Source organism: Pedobacter paludis, assembly GCF_003173575.1.
Classification (GTDB): Bacteria; Bacteroidota; Bacteroidia; order Sphingobacteriales; family Sphingobacteriaceae; genus Pedobacter; species Pedobacter paludis.
Genome location: NZ_QGNY01000003.1, coordinates 420,967 through 437,375, shown reverse-complemented (window position 1 = coordinate 437,375; position 16,409 = coordinate 420,967). Strand labels below are relative to the sequence as shown.

General features: G+C 36.2%; 17 protein-coding genes. 7 read left to right on the top strand and 10 right to left on the bottom strand.

Translation table 11 applies throughout. The features are described from left to right. Nucleotides 1-34: 34 nt before the first annotated feature. From accB to pdxA, 9 genes are all read right to left on the bottom strand, one after another. A complete protein-coding gene (gene accB, locus DF947_RS10075; RefSeq protein WP_109929563.1) occupies nt 35-508 on the bottom strand; it encodes an acetyl-CoA carboxylase biotin carboxyl carrier protein in 474 nt (157 codons plus the stop codon). Nucleotides 509-654: 146 nt separating this feature from the next. Next, nucleotides 655-1,650: a beta-ketoacyl-ACP synthase III gene (locus DF947_RS10070; protein ID WP_109929562.1), complete on the bottom strand. Its 996-nt coding sequence runs from the start codon at nt 1,648-1,650 to the stop codon at nt 655-657. Nucleotides 1,651-1,659: 9 nt separating this feature from the next. Beyond that, complete coding sequence (gene plsX / locus DF947_RS10065; protein ID WP_109929561.1) at nt 1,660-2,598, bottom strand: phosphate acyltransferase PlsX; 939 nt, start codon at nt 2,596-2,598, stop codon at nt 1,660-1,662. A gap of 101 nt (nt 2,599-2,699) precedes the next feature. Then, on the bottom strand, nt 2,700-2,891 hold the full coding sequence (gene rpmF, locus DF947_RS10060) for a 50S ribosomal protein L32 (protein ID WP_025143959.1): 192 nt from the start codon (nt 2,889-2,891) through the stop codon (nt 2,700-2,702). 15 nt (nt 2,892-2,906) lie between these two features. After that, nucleotides 2,907-3,437 carry a YceD family protein gene (locus DF947_RS10055; protein ID WP_109929560.1) on the bottom strand — a complete coding sequence of 177 codons (531 nt, stop codon included), beginning with the start codon at nt 3,435-3,437 and terminating at the stop codon, nt 2,907-2,909. Between the two features lie 193 nt (nt 3,438-3,630). Further along, complete coding sequence (locus DF947_RS10050) at nt 3,631-4,470, bottom strand: sulfurtransferase (RefSeq protein WP_109929559.1); 840 nt, start codon at nt 4,468-4,470, stop codon at nt 3,631-3,633. Continuing rightward, entirely contained in the window at nt 4,439-5,656 is a 1,218-nt protein-coding gene (locus DF947_RS10045) for an MFS transporter (protein WP_109929558.1), read from the bottom strand. Before DF947_RS10045 ends, DF947_RS10050 begins: the two co-directional genes overlap by 32 nt. An 86-nt stretch (nt 5,657-5,742) precedes the next feature. Further along, entirely contained in the window at nt 5,743-6,243 is a 501-nt protein-coding gene (locus DF947_RS10040; protein WP_109929557.1) for a DUF3828 domain-containing protein, read from the bottom strand. Nucleotides 6,244-6,600: 357 nt separating this feature from the next. Next, entirely contained in the window at nt 6,601-7,680 is a 1,080-nt protein-coding gene (pdxA, locus tag DF947_RS10035; protein WP_109929556.1) for a 4-hydroxythreonine-4-phosphate dehydrogenase PdxA, read from the bottom strand. Between the two features lie 156 nt (nt 7,681-7,836). Here pdxA and rsmA point away from each other — a divergent pair, with 156 nt between their 5' ends. Next, complete coding sequence (gene rsmA / locus DF947_RS10030) at nt 7,837-8,616, top strand: 16S rRNA (adenine(1518)-N(6)/adenine(1519)-N(6))-dimethyltransferase RsmA (protein ID WP_109929555.1); 780 nt, start codon at nt 7,837-7,839, stop codon at nt 8,614-8,616. Between the two features lie 419 nt (nt 8,617-9,035). On the opposite strand, the gene dapF is transcribed toward rsmA, so the two are convergent. Next, the gene (gene dapF, locus DF947_RS10025) at nt 9,036-9,818 is read right to left on the bottom strand and encodes a diaminopimelate epimerase (RefSeq protein WP_109929784.1); all 783 of its coding nucleotides are present in this window, start codon (nt 9,816-9,818) and stop codon (nt 9,036-9,038) included. A 245-nt stretch (nt 9,819-10,063) separates the two neighbouring features. Between dapF and DF947_RS10020 the strand changes: the two genes are divergently transcribed. The 6 genes from DF947_RS10020 to DF947_RS09995 all read left to right on the top strand — a co-directional run bounded on the left by DF947_RS10020 (nt 10,064) and on the right by DF947_RS09995 (nt 15,789). Continuing rightward, the gene (locus DF947_RS10020; RefSeq protein WP_109929554.1) at nt 10,064-11,614 is read left to right on the top strand and encodes a trypsin-like peptidase domain-containing protein; all 1,551 of its coding nucleotides are present in this window, start codon (nt 10,064-10,066) and stop codon (nt 11,612-11,614) included. 363 nt (nt 11,615-11,977) lie between these two features. Beyond that, nucleotides 11,978-12,484 (top strand): hypothetical protein, encoded by a 507-nt coding sequence (locus DF947_RS10015; RefSeq protein WP_109929553.1) that lies wholly within the window; start codon nt 11,978-11,980, stop codon nt 12,482-12,484. 58 nt (nt 12,485-12,542) lie between these two features. Then, nucleotides 12,543-13,730: a sensor histidine kinase gene (locus tag DF947_RS10010; protein ID WP_109929552.1), complete on the top strand. Its 1,188-nt coding sequence runs from the start codon at nt 12,543-12,545 to the stop codon at nt 13,728-13,730. A gap of 17 nt (nt 13,731-13,747) precedes the next feature. Further along, the gene (locus tag DF947_RS10005; protein WP_109929551.1) at nt 13,748-14,452 is read left to right on the top strand and encodes a LytR/AlgR family response regulator transcription factor; all 705 of its coding nucleotides are present in this window, start codon (nt 13,748-13,750) and stop codon (nt 14,450-14,452) included. Between the two features lie 6 nt (nt 14,453-14,458). After that, a complete protein-coding gene (locus tag DF947_RS10000) occupies nt 14,459-14,701 on the top strand; it encodes a PqqD family protein (RefSeq protein WP_109929550.1) in 243 nt (80 codons plus the stop codon). A gap of 20 nt (nt 14,702-14,721) precedes the next feature. Then, a complete protein-coding gene (locus tag DF947_RS09995; RefSeq protein ID WP_109929549.1) occupies nt 14,722-15,789 on the top strand; it encodes an ATP-grasp domain-containing protein in 1,068 nt (355 codons plus the stop codon). Nucleotides 15,790-16,409: the final 620 nt, after the last annotated feature.

Genomic DNA, 16,409 nt, shown 5'->3' with positions numbered 1-16,409 from the left:
AATTAGCTAATTGGCTAATTAGTTAATTAGCTAATTAGATAGGTTCTACTAAAAATAACGGTTGATCGTATTCTACAGGAGATGCATTATCAACCAATATTTTAACAATACGACCTGAAACTTCACTTTCAATTTCATTGAAAAGTTTCATCGCCTCAATAATACAAACAACTTTACCAGTACCGATTTCATCTCCAACATTAACGAACATTGGCTTATCCGGACCTGCAGAGCGATAGAAAGTACCGATCATTGGCGATTTAACTGTAATGTAGTTTGATGTATCTTCTGCAGCTGGAACAGCAGGAGTTGGAACTGGCGCTGTTGGAGCTGTAGCTACCGGAGCTGCTGCCTGTACAAGTGGCGCTTGTGGTACTGTAGCATGCACAACTGTTGGTGCCTGGTTTGTTTTAATGGTGATTTTAAAGTTTTCTTGCTCAATAGCAACTTCGTTTACACCAGAACGAGAAACAAATTTAATCAGTTCCTGTATTTGTTTGATATCCATTTTTTAAGCTTGTTATGTAAAAAATAGTGTTAATGAATTAACTAAGTTATACTTTTTTTGTTTTAATTTTTTGGTTGTTTAGTTTTTTCGATGTTGTTGTTTGGATAGGCTTTCTAAAAAAACTTACCACCTAACAAACCAAAAAACTAACTATTGTAAGCCCATTTAAGGTAGATTGATCCCCATGTAAACCCACCACCAAAGGCAGCCAATACAATGTTATCACCTTTTTTCAACTTACTCTCCCATTCCCATAAACATAAAGGAATGGTTCCATTTGTTGTGTTGCCATAACGTTCAATGTTAATCATAACTTTATCCGTTGTAACACCCATTCGGTTTGCAGTAGCATCAATAATGCGTTTATTTGCTTGATGTGGTACCAGCCAGGCAACGTCTTCAGCGGTTAGGCTATTGCGTTCCATAATTTCTGCAGCTACATCGGCCATATTGGTAACGGCAAATTTGAATACGGTTGGGCCTTCTTGGTGTGCATAATGCAATCTCGCATCAATTGTTTCGTGTGTGGCAGGCATTACCGATCCACCAGCTTTCATGCCCAAGAAATCTCTTCCGGAACCATCAGTTCTTAAAATTGAATCTAAAACACCAAAACCTTCTTCGTTTGGCTCGAGTAGAGCACATCCGCAGCCATCGCCAAAAATGATACAGGTTGTACGGTCTTCGTAATTGATAATTGACGACATTTTATCGCCACCAACAACCAACACTTTTTTGTGTCTTCCCGATTCGATAAATGAAGCACCTGTTGATAGGCCGAATATAAAGCCAGAACATGCCGCCTGTAAATCGTAACCCCAGGCATTTGTTGCCCCAACCTTATCTGCTAAAACATTTGCCGTAGCAGGGAAAGTGAAATCTGGAGTGGTGGTGCAAAAGATAATTAAATCGATTTCCTTGGCATCAATACCTCTCTTCTTAAGCAAGCCGTTTACTGCATGAACTGCCATATCGGAAGTGCCTAAACCTTCGCCCTTTAAAATTCTACGTTCTTTAATTCCTGTTCTGCTGGTTATCCATTCATCCGAAGTATCAACCATGGTTTCTAACTCTGCGTTTGTAAGCACATAGTCTGGGACGTAACCATTTACTGCCGTAATAGCAGCGTGAATTTTACTCATTTTAATAAATTATTTAAATGCAATTCTAATTTTTTCTACCAATCCGGTAGTAATCATCTCTCTAGATTGGAGCACCATATTTTTAACCGCTAATGGGCTAGAAATACCATGGCCAATAACCACAGGAGCATTAACACCTAAAACCGGACTTCCTCCATATTGTTCGTAATTAAAACGATCAAAAAATTCGTCCTTTAATCCTTTTTTAATGGTTAGTACATAAAAAGACTCTGCTAGTTTAAGCATTACATTTCCTGTAAAGCCATCACAAACAATAACATCGGCTTTATCGTTAAACAAATCCCGGCCTTCTACGTTTCCTACAAAATTAAATAGATTGGTTTCTTTCATCAAAGGGAAGGTAGCCATACTTAGCATATTTCCTTTTTCATCTTCTTCACCTATATTCATCAACGCAACTTTGGGGGTATTTATTTGTAATAAATTTTCTGCGTATAAACTTCCCAAAACTCCAAATTGAAGTAAAATATCAGGTTTGCAATCCGCATTTGCACCTACATCCAGGAGTAAACCCGTGCCACCTTTAATTTTTGGAAGTATTGTACATAAACATGGGCGGATAATGCCCGGGATAGTTTTAACGCTAAAAACAGCGCCAACTAACATCGCACCAGAGTTGCCAGCACTTGCGAAAGAATCGATTTTGCCTTCTTTTAAAAGATTAAAACCAACGGCTATGCTCGATTTTGGTTTCTGAACGATTGCTTTGGTGGGGTGTTCGCCCATACCAATTACTTCATCAGTATGAACGTATTCAAAATGATCCGGATTAAAGCCCTCTTCTGCTAGAATGGGTTTAATCTGTTCGGTATCGCCGATAAGAACTAAATGTTCACCAGCGTTTAGCGATTGATGAGCTGCTATTGCTCCCAAAACAATTGCTTTGGGAGCATAGTCTCCGCCCATTATGTCGAGGCCTATTTTCATAGAAAAAATCTGTTTGTGTTAGTTCAGGTGTAATCCTGAATTTTTCAGTTGACTAAGGTATGACTAAAGCCGCTGAAAACACAAACAATTTTTTAAGAAAATTACCCGATTTGAGTATTTTCGATAACCAATTTACCGTTATAGTATAGGTTACCATCAACGTTGTAAGCACGGTGAGGTACGTGTATAGCACCTGTTGCCGAGCATGTTGCCAAAGAAGGAGTCACAGCTTTATAGTGCGTTCTTCTTTTATTTTTTCTCTGTTTCGAGATTTTCCGTTTTGGATGTGCCATTGGTATATAATCTAATTATTTTTTTAACTTATTAAGTGCTTCCCAACGTGGGTCGCTATTTTCTTCATTTTCTTCGTGCTGTTTGTCGATTGATAATTTCTCCAAACGATCAATCATTTCCTGATCACAATCTTTATCAGCTTGCTCACAGTTTTTTATATAAGGCACCGCTACGTTAATCATTTCGTATAAAGGACCTGATATGTCAATTGAAGTTTCTTTACGGCTTAACGAGATAATTTCATCGTCATCGCTTTCCAGTTCAGCTTCTGCAAACTTTACAATCTGTCTTTCGTACAAATTTATTGGTAGCGGAAATTCAGATAAGCATTTATCGCAATCTAAATTTACTGTTCCAATTACTTTGAATTTTAAAAGCATCATGGTCTCTTGTTTCTCAAGTTCCAGGTCTACTTTCAAATTTCCACTTTTGATTAACGAATACTCAAAAGCATTAAAAAAGGTGTCATCTAGCTCATATTCAAACTGATGAATGCCCAATTTTAATCCGGTAAACGGTAATGAAAATTGTTTTAGTGGGTTCAAAGTACTGTAAAATTTTAGCCTGCAAATGTAGGGATAAAATTATTAGATTAAAAATGTTTTTTAAAAATTGTTGGGTTTGAATTTCTGGTAATTAAGAATGGGGGCATAATCAAATCGACTTACGAAGTTTTATGGCCTGTGTGCACGGTAAACTTCGACAGTCTCGGATACCATAACCTTAACTATTGAATTTTTACACAGCCAACACCATTTCCTTGTTATTTCTGCTCCATTCGCTCCAAGATCCAACGTAAAGTTTGGGAATTGGCAAACCCGCATAATCCATCGCCAAAAGTGTATGGCAAGCCGTTATACCCGATCCGCAATGCACAATGATGTTTTCTGATTTAAAATTTTCTAAAGCTTTTAAATATTTTTCTTTTAAAACTTCTGGTGCGAGAAAAAATCCTTCCGCATTCAAATTTTCTGTAAAAGGGATATTTGTTGCGCCTGGAATATGCCCAGCAATAAGATCGATGGGTTCTGTTAAACCTGCAAATCGATTCGCATCTCGAACATCAATCACCATGTATTCATCCGTTTTGTCAACTTTTTCTACTTCATCAATATTAGAGAGGGGCAAATCCCAAGCTGTAATTTTGTATGGCTCAACGTTTTTTGCAACTTCTATTTTATTACTTAAGGGGAAGCCTGCTTTAACAGCGGCGTCAAAGCCACCGTCAATTACCTGCACTTTTTTATGCCCTATCGCTTTCAACATCCACCATAGCCTAGCCGCTGCGTTTCCACCATTTTTATCATCATAAACAACAATGTGGTCGTTTTTTGAAATTCCAAATTTTTGCAAAACCTGAGCGAATTGGTCGAAACTTGGAAGTGGATGTCTTCCGCCATTGGCAAAATCACCAATGTTTGCCAAATCCTTGTTTACATCAGCGAAGAGCGCACCTTCCAAATGCTGTTCATCATATCTGGCTTTTGATCCTGCACTGGTATCAATAATAACAATTTCTTCTAACTGACTTAATTCGATTAAATCTTTAGGTTTTATAATTGGGGAAATTGGATTCATTTTGTAAAATTTTTTGGTTCGATTTTTTGATTAAAGCCAAAAGCCCTAATGCCGGGCCAATTGCCAATACCATATAAAGATATTTACTATTAATCTGTTTTGATAAAATATTGAGGAGCTGAATGCTAATTATGGTAATTGCAAAGCCAATGCAATTTACGATTGTTAAGGAAGTTCCTCTAGTTTCTGCAGTTGAGTATTTTGCAATCAGCGATGAGAACAATGGAGAGTCGGCTGTTGCGGTTAACCCCCAAATAGATAAAAAGATAAGGACTACAGGCATTGAACTTGTTAATACAATGGGAGATAATAAACAGCATATTCCCGAAATGCATAAGGCAGCTGTGGCAATTTTTTTGGCACCAAGACGCTGAGATAATATTCCGCCAAAAGCACAACCTAAACTGCCTATTCCAATTACCATGAAACTAAGCAGAGATACGTTGAAACTCAGGTGATTTTGAGATCTATAAAAATTCAATACCAATGGAAGAAATGCCCAAAAAGCATACAATTCCCACATATGGCCAAAATAACCAAACGCAACTGATCGGAACTGTTCATTTTTAAAACCCAAAATAAAGTGTGTGAAATTTACCTTGTAACCTGCTTTTCGAAAAGGCCCATCTGGTATAAAAATAAACAATATAAAGCCACCACCTGCAGCAAGAAAGGAGGTTGCATAAATGACATATTGCCACGGAAAATTAAAACTAAAACTCTTTATCAAGTGTGGAAATGCTGTTCCCAAAACCAAAGCGCCAACTAAAAATCCTAAAGATTTTCCCAAGCCTTCTTGATAGTAATCCGAAGCTATTTTCATCCCTACTGGATAAATTCCGGCAAGCATAAAGCCCGTTAAAAAACGACAAGTCATCAAAAATTCGATTGGAATTTTTGTGTAGCAAATCCCAAGGTTAAATATCCCGGCAATAAGTGCGCAGGTGCCAAAAACTTTTGATGGGGAAAAGTAATCGGATATAGCAAAAATGGCAAAAACCAACGTTCCGGAAATAAAACCAAATTGAACCATGCTGGTTAAATTGGCTAAAAGATTGCCCTCATGATTGTAGCTTTTGGCGATATCACCTAAAACGGCATTTCCAGCAAACCATAAAGAAGTGCAGAGAAACTGCGAAACCACAATGATTGGTAAAACAAGTTTTAGTGTGGGACGTTTTTTCATTACTGGTAGGACCTAATTCGGGGGCCAATATACTAGATTTTCAAAAATTAAAATCTAATGTGTGCTAAGCCAAAAGCTTTCGCGGACTATCCGCCCTTAATAAAATCCTTTAAAACTTTTTTGGCATCCGAGCCTATTGGTGATTCTCCTTTATAAATGATGTTGTCAATTTTCCAAGATTTCTCCTTTATTAGAAGAATTTCATCTTGCCACGAAGTTTTGTAGGTAACGTTTTTAAAATTTGCAGTTACGCTCAATGTATCTCTATCTATTTTTATTTTTTCAACAGAAACGGAGGTTGGACCTTCATATAAACTCGAAAAAATGTCGCCTTCAATTAAATCCGGTTTATCGGTTGGATGTGTGCTTTTTAAAATCGCTTCTTCGCTAGCTTTCTCCTTTTTTATTGTACCAGATAATAATTTTGATAGATTGGCACTTAAAAGGGATGTTTTTGCCGAATTATGGTCTGCAGTGTAATTCTTGTAAAAACTTTCTACAACAGTTTTAATTTCCTGATTTGCATTGTTGCAACCAAGCATACCTACCGTAAAAACCACTAACGCGAATAAGGTTATTTTTTTCATCTTGTTTAATTGAAACTCATTTTTAATTATTTGCTATACTGAATCCACGAAGCGGTACTAAAATTGATTATTTTAGAGCAAAAGCGTAGTTCAGTAAATTTTAGGATGTCGCCACAGTGGCAGAATAGGAGTGATGTGCGAAGATAGTAATCTTAGTTTATTTTCTTTGCAAATTGTATTTAGGCTTTGGGCAGAAGTTATTGCATTGCCCTAACTAATATAAACCTGATTGGACGAAAAGCGCCAATTTTTTATTGGGCTTGTAGGGAAAGCAGGACTTTTGGAACCAATGGAATACTGGACCTTGCTTTACAAGTAATAAAATACTAAACCTTAACTTAGATTTTGCTTTTGTTTTTACGAAGCATCATCCTTAATATCGAACTGAGTTTCTACAACTTTTCCGCCACCGCGTAATTGATTGCTTAACAGTTCCTCTTGCTCTCTACGGTTTTTTACAATGTGGATTGCCGAAAATAAGGCTTCGGTAAACGAAGTAGAGTCAGCTAAATCTTTACCTGCAATATCGTAACCTGTTCCATGATCTGGAGAAGTTCGTACAAAGTTTAAACCAGCAGTATAATTAACGCCATTATGGAAAGCCAAAGTTTTAAAAGGAATTAGTCCTTGATCGTGGTACATGGCTAAAACGGCATCAAACTGTTTGTAACTGCCATTGCCAAAGAAGCCATCGGCAGGATATGGCCCAAAACAAACAATGCCCTTATCATAAGCTTCCTGAATAGCTGGAGCAATAATTTCTGCTTCTTCAGTACCTAATAAACCATTATCACTAGCATGTGGATTTAAGCCCAAAACTGCAATTTTTGGTTTTTCAATCCAGAAGTCTTTTTTCAAGCTTTCATTAATCAGCTTTAATTTGCTTAATATTTTTTCTTTGGTGATTGATGTTGGAACATCTTTAACAGGAATATGTCCGGTTACCACACCAACACGTAAATTTTCGCTGATTAAAAACATCAGTACATCTTTACTTCCACTTTTTTCTTGTAAATATTCAGTGTGCCCAGGAAATGCAAATGTTTCTGATTGGATATTATGTTTGTTAATCGGAGCGGTTACCAAGGCGTCAATATCTCCATTAACTAGATCTGAAGTTGCCCTTTCTAACGATAGTAGAGCATATTTTCCTCCTGTTTCGGTAACCTGACCAAGTTCTATTTTTACATCTTCTTCCCAGCAATTAATCATGTTTGCTTTTTTTACCTGAGCTTGGTTGGCATGATTGATTACGTTGAAACTGAAATCGCCAAGGTTGTTCGCTTTTCTGTGGAACGATGAAACCTTGGTATGGCCATAAACAATTGGAGTACAATAATTTAAAATAGCAGGATTGGATAATGTTTTGATAATTACCTCTAAACCTATGCCGTTCACGTCGCCTATACTGATGCCAATTTTAAGTTTATTGCTCATAATTACTGGAAAATTTTAGCGCAAATTACTGATTTTCGTTTAAAGACTTTAAAAAAAATGAAACCACAAGGAACTCGAAGTGATTTGCAAAGAAATATTAAGCCTATCTTTGCAATATAATTTAATTTTAAAAGTTCCGATTCTCGGGATTGAGGTATGAGTTTAGTAAAAGCGAAAAAACATTTAGGTCAGCATTTTTTAACAGACAAAGGCATTGCCAACCGCATTGTAGAAAGTTTGGTAAATACCGATAAGTACAAGCAAGTTTTAGAAGTTGGGCCTGGAATGGGAATTCTATCTGATTTTTTGTTGCAACGCGAAGATTTAGAGACTTACTTAATTGATATTGATACAGAATCTTTTCATTTTTTAAACGAGAAATATCCGCAATTGGGTAATCGCTTAATTAATGGGGATTTTTTGAAATTAGATTTCGACGCTATTTTTCCAAATCAATTTGCGATTATTGGAAACTTCCCCTACAACATTTCGTCTCAGATTTTATTTAAGATTTTAGATAACCGCAATAAAGTTGTCGAAATGGTTGGCATGTTTCAAAAGGAAGTTGCCCAGCGCTGTGCTTCTCCATCAGGAACAAAAGAATATGGCATTTTAAGTGTCTTTCTTCAGGCCTATTATAAAATTGAATATCTGTTCACCGTTAAACCCGGAACTTTCAACCCACCACCTAAAGTAAATTCTGCGGTAATTCGTTTAACCCGAAACGATGTAGAGCAATTGGATTGCGATGAAAAATTATTTTGGCGTGTTGTGAAAGCTGGATTTAACCAACGAAGAAAAACTTTGCGTAACGCACTATCTGCAGTTATGCCACGAGATAAAATGGATGACCATATTTATTTTGAAAAAAGAGCTGAGCAGTTAACGGTAGCGGATTTTATTGCGCTAACGAAGCATGTAAGTTCCTTAATATAAATTGATTTTTTTCATTTGAGTATTCATTGCCGTCCTGCTTCACCCAGGCATTTGTTTAAATTTTGTTTGAAGCTTAACAAAACCTTCCTTATCCTTATGTTCGACATGCCCTTGGGAACATGTTAAACCATTTTGTTTATTCATTGCCGTCGTGCTTCAGCCAGGCATTTGTTTAAATTTTATTTGAAGCTTAACAAAACCTTGTTTATCCCCATATCGACATGCCCTTGGGAACATGTCTAATCATTTTGCTTATTCATTGCCGTCGTGCTTCAGCCAACGGGCATTTGTTTAAATTTTATTTGAAGCTTAACAAAACCTTCCTCATCCTTATGTTCGACATGCCCTTGTGAACATGTTTAATCATTTTGTTTATTCATTGCCGTCGTGCTTCAGCCGACGGATATTAGATATGTACCTTACCCTACTTCGCCTTCAAAAACCAGTTTGGCAGGCCCGCATAAAAACACATTGGTAAATTTTTGGCCGTCGTAATCAAATTCTATTTTAATATCGCCACCTAAAACTTTAATATCGGTTTTAATATGTCCGGTTTGATTTTTATGTTTTGCCATGGCCATGGCTACTGCAGTAACGCCCGTGCCACAGGCATAGGTTTCATCCTCAACACCGCGTTCGTAAGTGCGCACAAATAAATGATCACCATTGTCTTCAACAAAGTTTACGTTGATGCCCTTTGCATTATAAGTTTCGTTATAGCGGATGCTTTTTCCTGCATGATAAACATCGAAATCTTTTAAATCTTTCTGTAAAATTACATAATGTGGCGAGCCTGTATTTAACACAAATGCGTCTCCATCGTTGGTTATGTTGTCAACATCAATCATCTGTAGATCAACCCATTCGCCATTTTCTGAAATTCTGGCATAATGTGGGCCATCAACTGCCAAAAAGTTTGTTTCTTTATCTATGATTCCCAATTGTTTAGCAAAGGCAACAATGCATCGGCCACCATTACCGCACATACTTCCCAATTTACCGTCGGCATTGAAATAGTGCATTTCAAAATCATATTGATCATGTTTAGTTACGAACATTAATCCATCTGCGCCAACACCAAATCTTCTATGGCAAAGTTGTTCAATTAGCTCATTATCAATTGTTTTTAACGGACTCATTGTATGGTCTATCAAAATAAAATCGTTTCCTGCACCTTGATATTTAAAGAAATTAATTTTCATGAAAGCTTCATTTTTAAATGCAATATTTGAATTGTAAAAAGCAACCAAAGTTAATGGTTTTTTGATTTAACATTTTTTAACACAAAACCAAGTGCTTTAGTTATACAAATATCGTTTATATGGTATTAAATTTGAATAAACTAACGAAAGAAATTTAAGCAGATAAAAACTGCTGGGGCATTCTGCTTAAATCAAAGACGAACACAATGCTCTCGCGACCTTTATTAAAAATAAATAATTAACACATGAAAAAAATATTAGGAATCACAGTTTTGGCTGCGTTTATAGGTGGTGCCGCAGCCATTGGGGGTTACAAACTTTTTGAGCGTAACCAATTAGGAGGTACAATTTCTGAAAAACAACAGTTGTATTTTGCCAATAATCCATTAAAAGTTTCATCGGCTGGTGAGGCAGACTTTACCCAGGCAGCAGCAGCGGTTGCGCCAGGAGTAGTACACATTAAAACAACTTATGCAGCATCAAGCAAAGCACAGGGCGGTTCATCTCCGTTTGATATGTTTGATGATTTTTTTGGTGGGGGTGGTCGCCAAATGCAACGCCAGCCTAGAGCAGCATCGGGTTCTGGTGTAATTATCAGTCAGGACGGTTATATCGTTACTAATAATCACGTAGTTGAAAATGCGGATAAGGTTGAAGTAATTTTAACAGATAGACGCAAGGTTGAAGCCAAGGTTATCGGTCGCGACCCAAACACGGATTTGGCTTTAATTAAAGTAAATGCAACAGGTTTGCCGGTTGTAAAAATGGGTAACTCAGATAATGTGCAAGTGGGCGAATGGGTTTTAGCAGTAGGTTATCCGTTAGATTTAAATACAACGGTTACAGCAGGTATTGTAAGCGCAAAAGCCCGTAGTATTGGTATTATTGGTCGCGAGCAACAGCAAGGCAATCAACTAACTGAAGAAGAGTATGAGGAGTATCGTCGTACTGGCAAAAGACCACAACAGGCTCCAAATTCAAGTATTGAAGCATTTATTCAAACAGATGCGGCAATTAATCCTGGAAATAGTGGTGGTGCTTTGGTAAATGCAAATGGCGAATTAATTGGAATTAACTCTGCTATCGCTTCTCAAAGTGGTTACAATCAAGGTTATGGTTTTGCAATCCCAGTTAACTTAGCCAGAAAGATTGTTGATGATTTTATGAAATATGGCTCAGTAAAAAGAGGTTATATAGGTGTAAACTTTGTGCCTTTAAGTGCTGATAATCCAGAAGAGATTAAAACAAGTGAAATTAATGGCTTGTATGTTAATGATGTTGTTGCAGGTGGTGGAGCAGAAGCAGCGGGATTAAAATCTGGCGATATCATCAAAAAAGTTGATGGTGCTACAATTTACGATTCACCAGATTTACAAGAGAAAGTTGGCCGTTTAAATCCTGGCGATAAAGTGAGGTTAACGGTTTTAAGAGATGGTGCCTTGAAAGATTATACAGTAACCTTAAAAGGCGAAGCCAGCGTAGGTGTAGTTGCTAAAAACAATGCAGCTAAAGGTGCTGAGATCTCTAAATTGGGTGCAACATTTGCTCCAGTTTCTCCGGCTCAAAAATCTAAATTTGGTATTGCTAACGGTGTTGTGGTTACTGGTGTAGCAGCAGGTAAAGCATTTGATAGTTACGGAATACCAAAAGGATTAATTATAACCAAGGTAAATGGCTTAAACGTAAACAGTGTTGCTGATGTACAAAAAGCATTGCCACAAACCAAAAACAACATCATCAGAATTGCTGGTGTAGATGAACAGGGAACTTATAATTTCAACTTCCCGATTCAATAATTAAAATAGTAAAGCTTAAAAAAATGCTCCCAAATTTTGGGAGCATTTTTTTTGGGCCAATAATTGATAAAATGCTTAAATGGTTACCCAATAATTAAGATATTCCAATATAGTTCCAATAAAATCGTTTTAATCTTGACTTCTTAAGATAGAACTTAATTAAACATTCATTCGATAATGATTAACCAGCAATTTTAAACTGTTTTAAAAAAAACCACTCTATTCTGTTTTACAAGTTCATCTGTTTTTCATAATCAAATTTTAGTTTCGCTATTTACCGATTGATAATCAGTGTTTACCGATACACTATAATTTAATTTTTAATAAGTATTCATATTTGAATTAGCAACTAACACCAACATTATGGCATTAGCGTACATTAATCTTAGCTCGAAACAGTATTTCAATTTTATGTGTAAAAATGATTTTGAAAGAAGAATCTATCACGATACGTATAAGGAATTTCAGAAAAAATCAAAAATTTATAGCCTAAATAACAGTTTAAATACCTTTGCTGATATGGTTCAAGCAAATGAAAGGGCAAATTCGCTTCATCAAAAGCTTAATTATTCTATCATGAATACAGTTGAGGCATTGGATAACCAAATGCCCATACTTAATGATGAGGACGGAAATTCTATCTTATTTGATTTTGCCGAACTGAATATTTATGCTTCTGATTTATTAAATAAAGCTGGCCATGTAGTTTCCCTTACCTATACAAGTCCGAAATTAGTTTTGCATGAAATAGTTGACGATACGTTGATTTTAAGTTACGATGCAGGAAACAATAATGAAACCTTTATGGTAAAAATGAATAACGATATTGTAGTAAAATATGAGCAAAAAAGCGAACTGGTTTATAGCTAGTTAATTCTCAAAGCAAAATCTTACCAAATAGCCGAGAAAAATATTATTAATTTGTAGCATGCAACGCTTTAAAACTCCAACTTTCATTATTCATGCAGCAGGTTGGCTATTGTTTTTAACTTTTCCGTTGCTCTTTATTAATAACGAACAATCTGGTCAGAGTAGTTTTTTGTTGCTGGCTTCGCCATATTACTGGCTTTTTTGCCTTACCTATATGGTTATGTTTTATTTTAATGCCTTGGTTTTAGTGCCAAAGCTAATGTTTAAAAAACGGTATTTTATTTATACGGCGGTTCTTCTAGGCTTATTTAGTTTTGTATATTATTCGCAACCGTATGATAATTTATTGGGGCACAATAAAAGTGTAATCGCAGCCTTAAAGGGATTTCAAGATGGCCAGCCGAAAGGTTTAAACCAATCTTTGCAGCCCGGAAAAGATACCACGATGGGGCCTAATATCGCAATGCCATTTGGACCTTTGCCCAATCAAGATCTGCGGATGCAAGATCCTAACCTTAAAAGACAAAAAGGGATTTTGGATTTGCATCAATCAGAAAATATTGATGTAATCAGCCTATTTATTTTTATGATGATTATGGGCTTGAGCATTGCCACAAGTACCGTTCAGCGTTGGCAAAATGCCGAGTCTAAAGTAGTAAAAGCCGAGGCCGAAAAAGCCACAGCCGAACTTTCTTTTTTAAAAGCACAAATCAATCCTCATTTTCTGTTCAATACTCTGAACAATATTTACACTCAATCGGTAATCAATAGCGAACACACGTCAGAAAGCATTATGAAACTTTCGAACATTATGAGATATGTTACAGATGATGTTACCCAGGATTTTGTAATGCTGAAAGATGAAATTGACTGTGTTAGAGATTATATTGAATTGCAGAGATTGCGTTTGGGCGCTGATGCAGAGTTAAATTTTAATGTTCAGGGAAAACCCGATGGGAAAAAAATTGCGCCCTTAATCTTTATGACCTTTATAGAAAATGCTTTCAAATACGGGGTTACCAAAAAAGAGAAAACCATAATAAACATTAACCTAAGCATCGAAGCTAATAAAATTGATTTTTTTTGCCAGAATAAAATATACCCATACAAATCAAATTTAGAACGTAGTGGAATAGGTATCGCGAATACAAGGCAACGATTGGAACATTTATATCCTCAGCGCCACCAGCTCAATATCAGTAACGAGCAGGAAATGTTTTCGGTTAATTTGTGTGTAAATTGCTAACGCTTTAAAATTAAATTATGGCTTTAAAATGTGTAGCTATTGATGATGAGCCTTTAGCGCTCGAACTAATAAAAACTTATGTGACTAGGTTTCCGGGATTGCAGTTGGTACAGGTTTTTGAGGATGCACTTTCCGGTGCCGAGTATTTAAAGCAAAACCCTGTAGATTTACTTTTTGTGGATGTAAACATGCCCGATATTACCGGAGTTGAACTGGTTCGCAGTTTGGTAAACAGCCCGATGATTATTTTTACAACGGCTTACAGAAATTATGCATTCGAAAGTTATGAGTTACAAGCTATAGATTATCTTTTAAAACCGATTGATTTTACGCGTTTTACCGCTGCGGTAGAAAAAGCGATAGATTTTCATAAGTATAAAAACTCGATCCAGGAAAGCACAAACGACGAAAGTATTTATGTGTATTCTGAATATAAAATGATTAAAATCTTGCTTCGTGATATTGAATATATTGAAAGCATGGGCGATTACCTTAAAATTTATTTAAGTACAAGCGATAAACCAACGCTAACCTTAATGACAATGAAAAAGGTTTTGGAGAAGCTTCCTACCGATCAGTTTGCAAGAATTCATAGAAGTTATATCGTAGCATTGAACAAGATAAAATCCATTCATAATCGGAAAGTTAAACTGGCTAATTCTGAATTGCCTGTTGGCGATGCTTATGCCGATTTTATCAATCAGCAGAAAGGAAATATTTAAATAGATATGAAACTAAAATCGAATATTGCAACAAGCGAAAATGGATTTATTTTCAATCCGGCAACGGGCGATTCCTTTACGAGCAATGGCATTGCGGCAGAAATTTTGGCCTATATGAAATTGGCGGAAACCGAACAGGAAATAAAAAAACGAATTTTAGATAAATATGAAGTAGAGCCCAGTCAATTGGAACGAGATTGGGACGATTATATGTTGCAATTAAAAGAGGCTAATCTTTTAGATTTATAAGCCAAAAACCCAAACTAATCATGTACGTTTCTCAAGATCAGCAAAAATCTAAAGCATTAACTATAGCGGTTACAGGCTTAAATGCGAACGATAATCCAGGTCCTGGGTTGGCGGTGATTAGAGCTTTGCGAGAAGGTTTTCGGGATGAGTTAAGGATTATCGGCTTAGCTTATGAAACATTGGAACCTGCTATTTATTTAAAAGATCAGATAGATAAAACATATCAGATTCCATATCCTTCTGCTGGTGTTAAGGCATTGGTGGAACGATTAAATTATATTCAGGAAAACGAAAATATCGATGTGCTGATTCCAAATTTTGATGCGGAACTTTACAACTTTATTAAAATAGAAAAAGAGTTATTATCCGTTGGAATTAAAACATTTTTGCCATCGCATAAACAGTTAGAAGAAAGAGACAAAGTAAATTTAAAGGCTTTTGGTGATAAAAATAACTTTAAAATACCTGCTGATGAAGTTATTTTTAAATCATCGGATATTGAGGCTTCAGCAGAGAAGTTTGGTTATCCTTTATTGGTTAAGGGAAAATTTTACGATGCTTATGTTGTTCAAAATGCTTCAGATGCACATAAGGCCTTTCATAAGTTGCATGCAAAATGGGGCTTGCCAATCATTATTCAGGAGTTTATAAAGGGTACTGAAATTAATATTGCAGGTTTGGGAGACGGCAAGGGAAACGCAATTAGTGTAATTCCAATGCGGAAAATGTACATCACCGAAAAAGGTAAGGCATGGGCAGGAATTACCATTGAAGATGAAAAGCTAATTGCGCTTGCTCAAGATTTTGCGAAGGCTACAAACTGGAAAGGTGGTTTCGAACTAGAAATTATGAAAAACGATAAAGGCGATTTATATATTATGGAGGTAAATCCGCGATTTCCAGCATGGATTTATCTAACGGTTGCTTCGGGGCAAAACCAGCCAAAAGCATTGGTAGATTTAGCTTTAGGAAATCCTATTGATGAATTTTCGACTTATAAAACGGGAAAAATGTTTATTAGATATGCTTGGGATAACGTGGTAGATGTTGAAGAATTCCAGAAATTTTCCGCATTTGGAGAGTTGTAAAAAGGTATCAATTTTTAGTTGTAGATCTCGCTACAACATAAGAGAAGTTTGAACATATAAGAAATATAAAAACATATAAAGTTTGAGTCAGAAAGAAGTGGGTAGTAGCGAGACACTACAACCAGTATAGTGAGTTTAGAATAATTAATGAATTATGGGTACCTATTAGAGCTTAAATCCCTAGTTGTAGCGTCTCGATACGACATAAGAGAAGTTTGACCATATAAGAAATATGAGAAAATATAAGTTTGAGTCAGAAAAAAGTGGGTAGTAGCGGGACGCTACAACCAGATAGTGCGGTTGGAATAATTAATGAATTATAGATACTTAGGGCTTTAAATCTCGCTACGACATAAGAGAAGTTTGACCATATAAGAAATATGAGAAAATATAAGTTTGAGTCAGAAAAAAGTGGGTAGTAGCGGGACGCTACAACCAGATAGTGCGGTTGGAATAATTAATGAATTATAGATACTTAGGGCTTTAAATCTCGCTACGACATAAGAGAAGTTTGACCATATAAAACATACGAGAAAGAAGTGGTTTTTTTAGCGAGACGCTACGACCAGTAAAGAATTGGATAATATAAGGGATATAAGAAAACATAAGTTTGAATGCGT

Bases quoted from the DNA above. Each gene is read 5' to 3' on its own strand.
- accB (WP_109929563.1), bottom strand. From the start codon at position 508: ATGGATATCAAACAAATACAGGAACTGATTAAATTTGTTTCTCGTTCT.
- DF947_RS10070 (WP_109929562.1), bottom strand. From the start codon at position 1,650: ATGAGTAAAATTCACGCTGCTATTACGGCAGTAAATGGTTACGTCCCA.
- plsX (WP_109929561.1), bottom strand. From the start codon at position 2,598: ATGAAAATAGGCCTCGACATAATGGGCGGAGACTATGCTCCCAAAGCA.
- rpmF (WP_025143959.1), bottom strand. From the start codon at position 2,891: ATGGCACATCCAAAACGGAAAATCTCGAAACAGAGAAAAAATAAAAGA.
- DF947_RS10050 (WP_109929559.1), bottom strand. From the start codon at position 4,470: ATGAATCCAATTTCCCCAATTATAAAACCTAAAGATTTAATCGAATTA.
- DF947_RS10045 (WP_109929558.1), bottom strand. From the start codon at position 5,656: ATGAAAAAACGTCCCACACTAAAACTTGTTTTACCAATCATTGTGGTT.
- DF947_RS10040 (WP_109929557.1), bottom strand. From the start codon at position 6,243: ATGAAAAAAATAACCTTATTCGCGTTAGTGGTTTTTACGGTAGGTATG.
- pdxA (WP_109929556.1), bottom strand. From the start codon at position 7,680: ATGAGCAATAAACTTAAAATTGGCATCAGTATAGGCGACGTGAACGGC.
- rsmA (WP_109929555.1), top strand. From the start codon at position 7,837: ATGAGTTTAGTAAAAGCGAAAAAACATTTAGGTCAGCATTTTTTAACA.
- dapF (WP_109929784.1), bottom strand. From the start codon at position 9,818: ATGAAAATTAATTTCTTTAAATATCAAGGTGCAGGAAACGATTTTATT.
- DF947_RS10020 (WP_109929554.1), top strand. From the start codon at position 10,064: ATGAAAAAAATATTAGGAATCACAGTTTTGGCTGCGTTTATAGGTGGT.
- DF947_RS10015 (WP_109929553.1), top strand. From the start codon at position 11,978: ATGGCATTAGCGTACATTAATCTTAGCTCGAAACAGTATTTCAATTTT.
- DF947_RS10010 (WP_109929552.1), top strand. From the start codon at position 12,543: ATGCAACGCTTTAAAACTCCAACTTTCATTATTCATGCAGCAGGTTGG.
- DF947_RS10005 (WP_109929551.1), top strand. From the start codon at position 13,748: ATGGCTTTAAAATGTGTAGCTATTGATGATGAGCCTTTAGCGCTCGAA.
- DF947_RS10000 (WP_109929550.1), top strand. From the start codon at position 14,459: ATGAAACTAAAATCGAATATTGCAACAAGCGAAAATGGATTTATTTTC.
- DF947_RS09995 (WP_109929549.1), top strand. From the start codon at position 14,722: ATGTACGTTTCTCAAGATCAGCAAAAATCTAAAGCATTAACTATAGCG.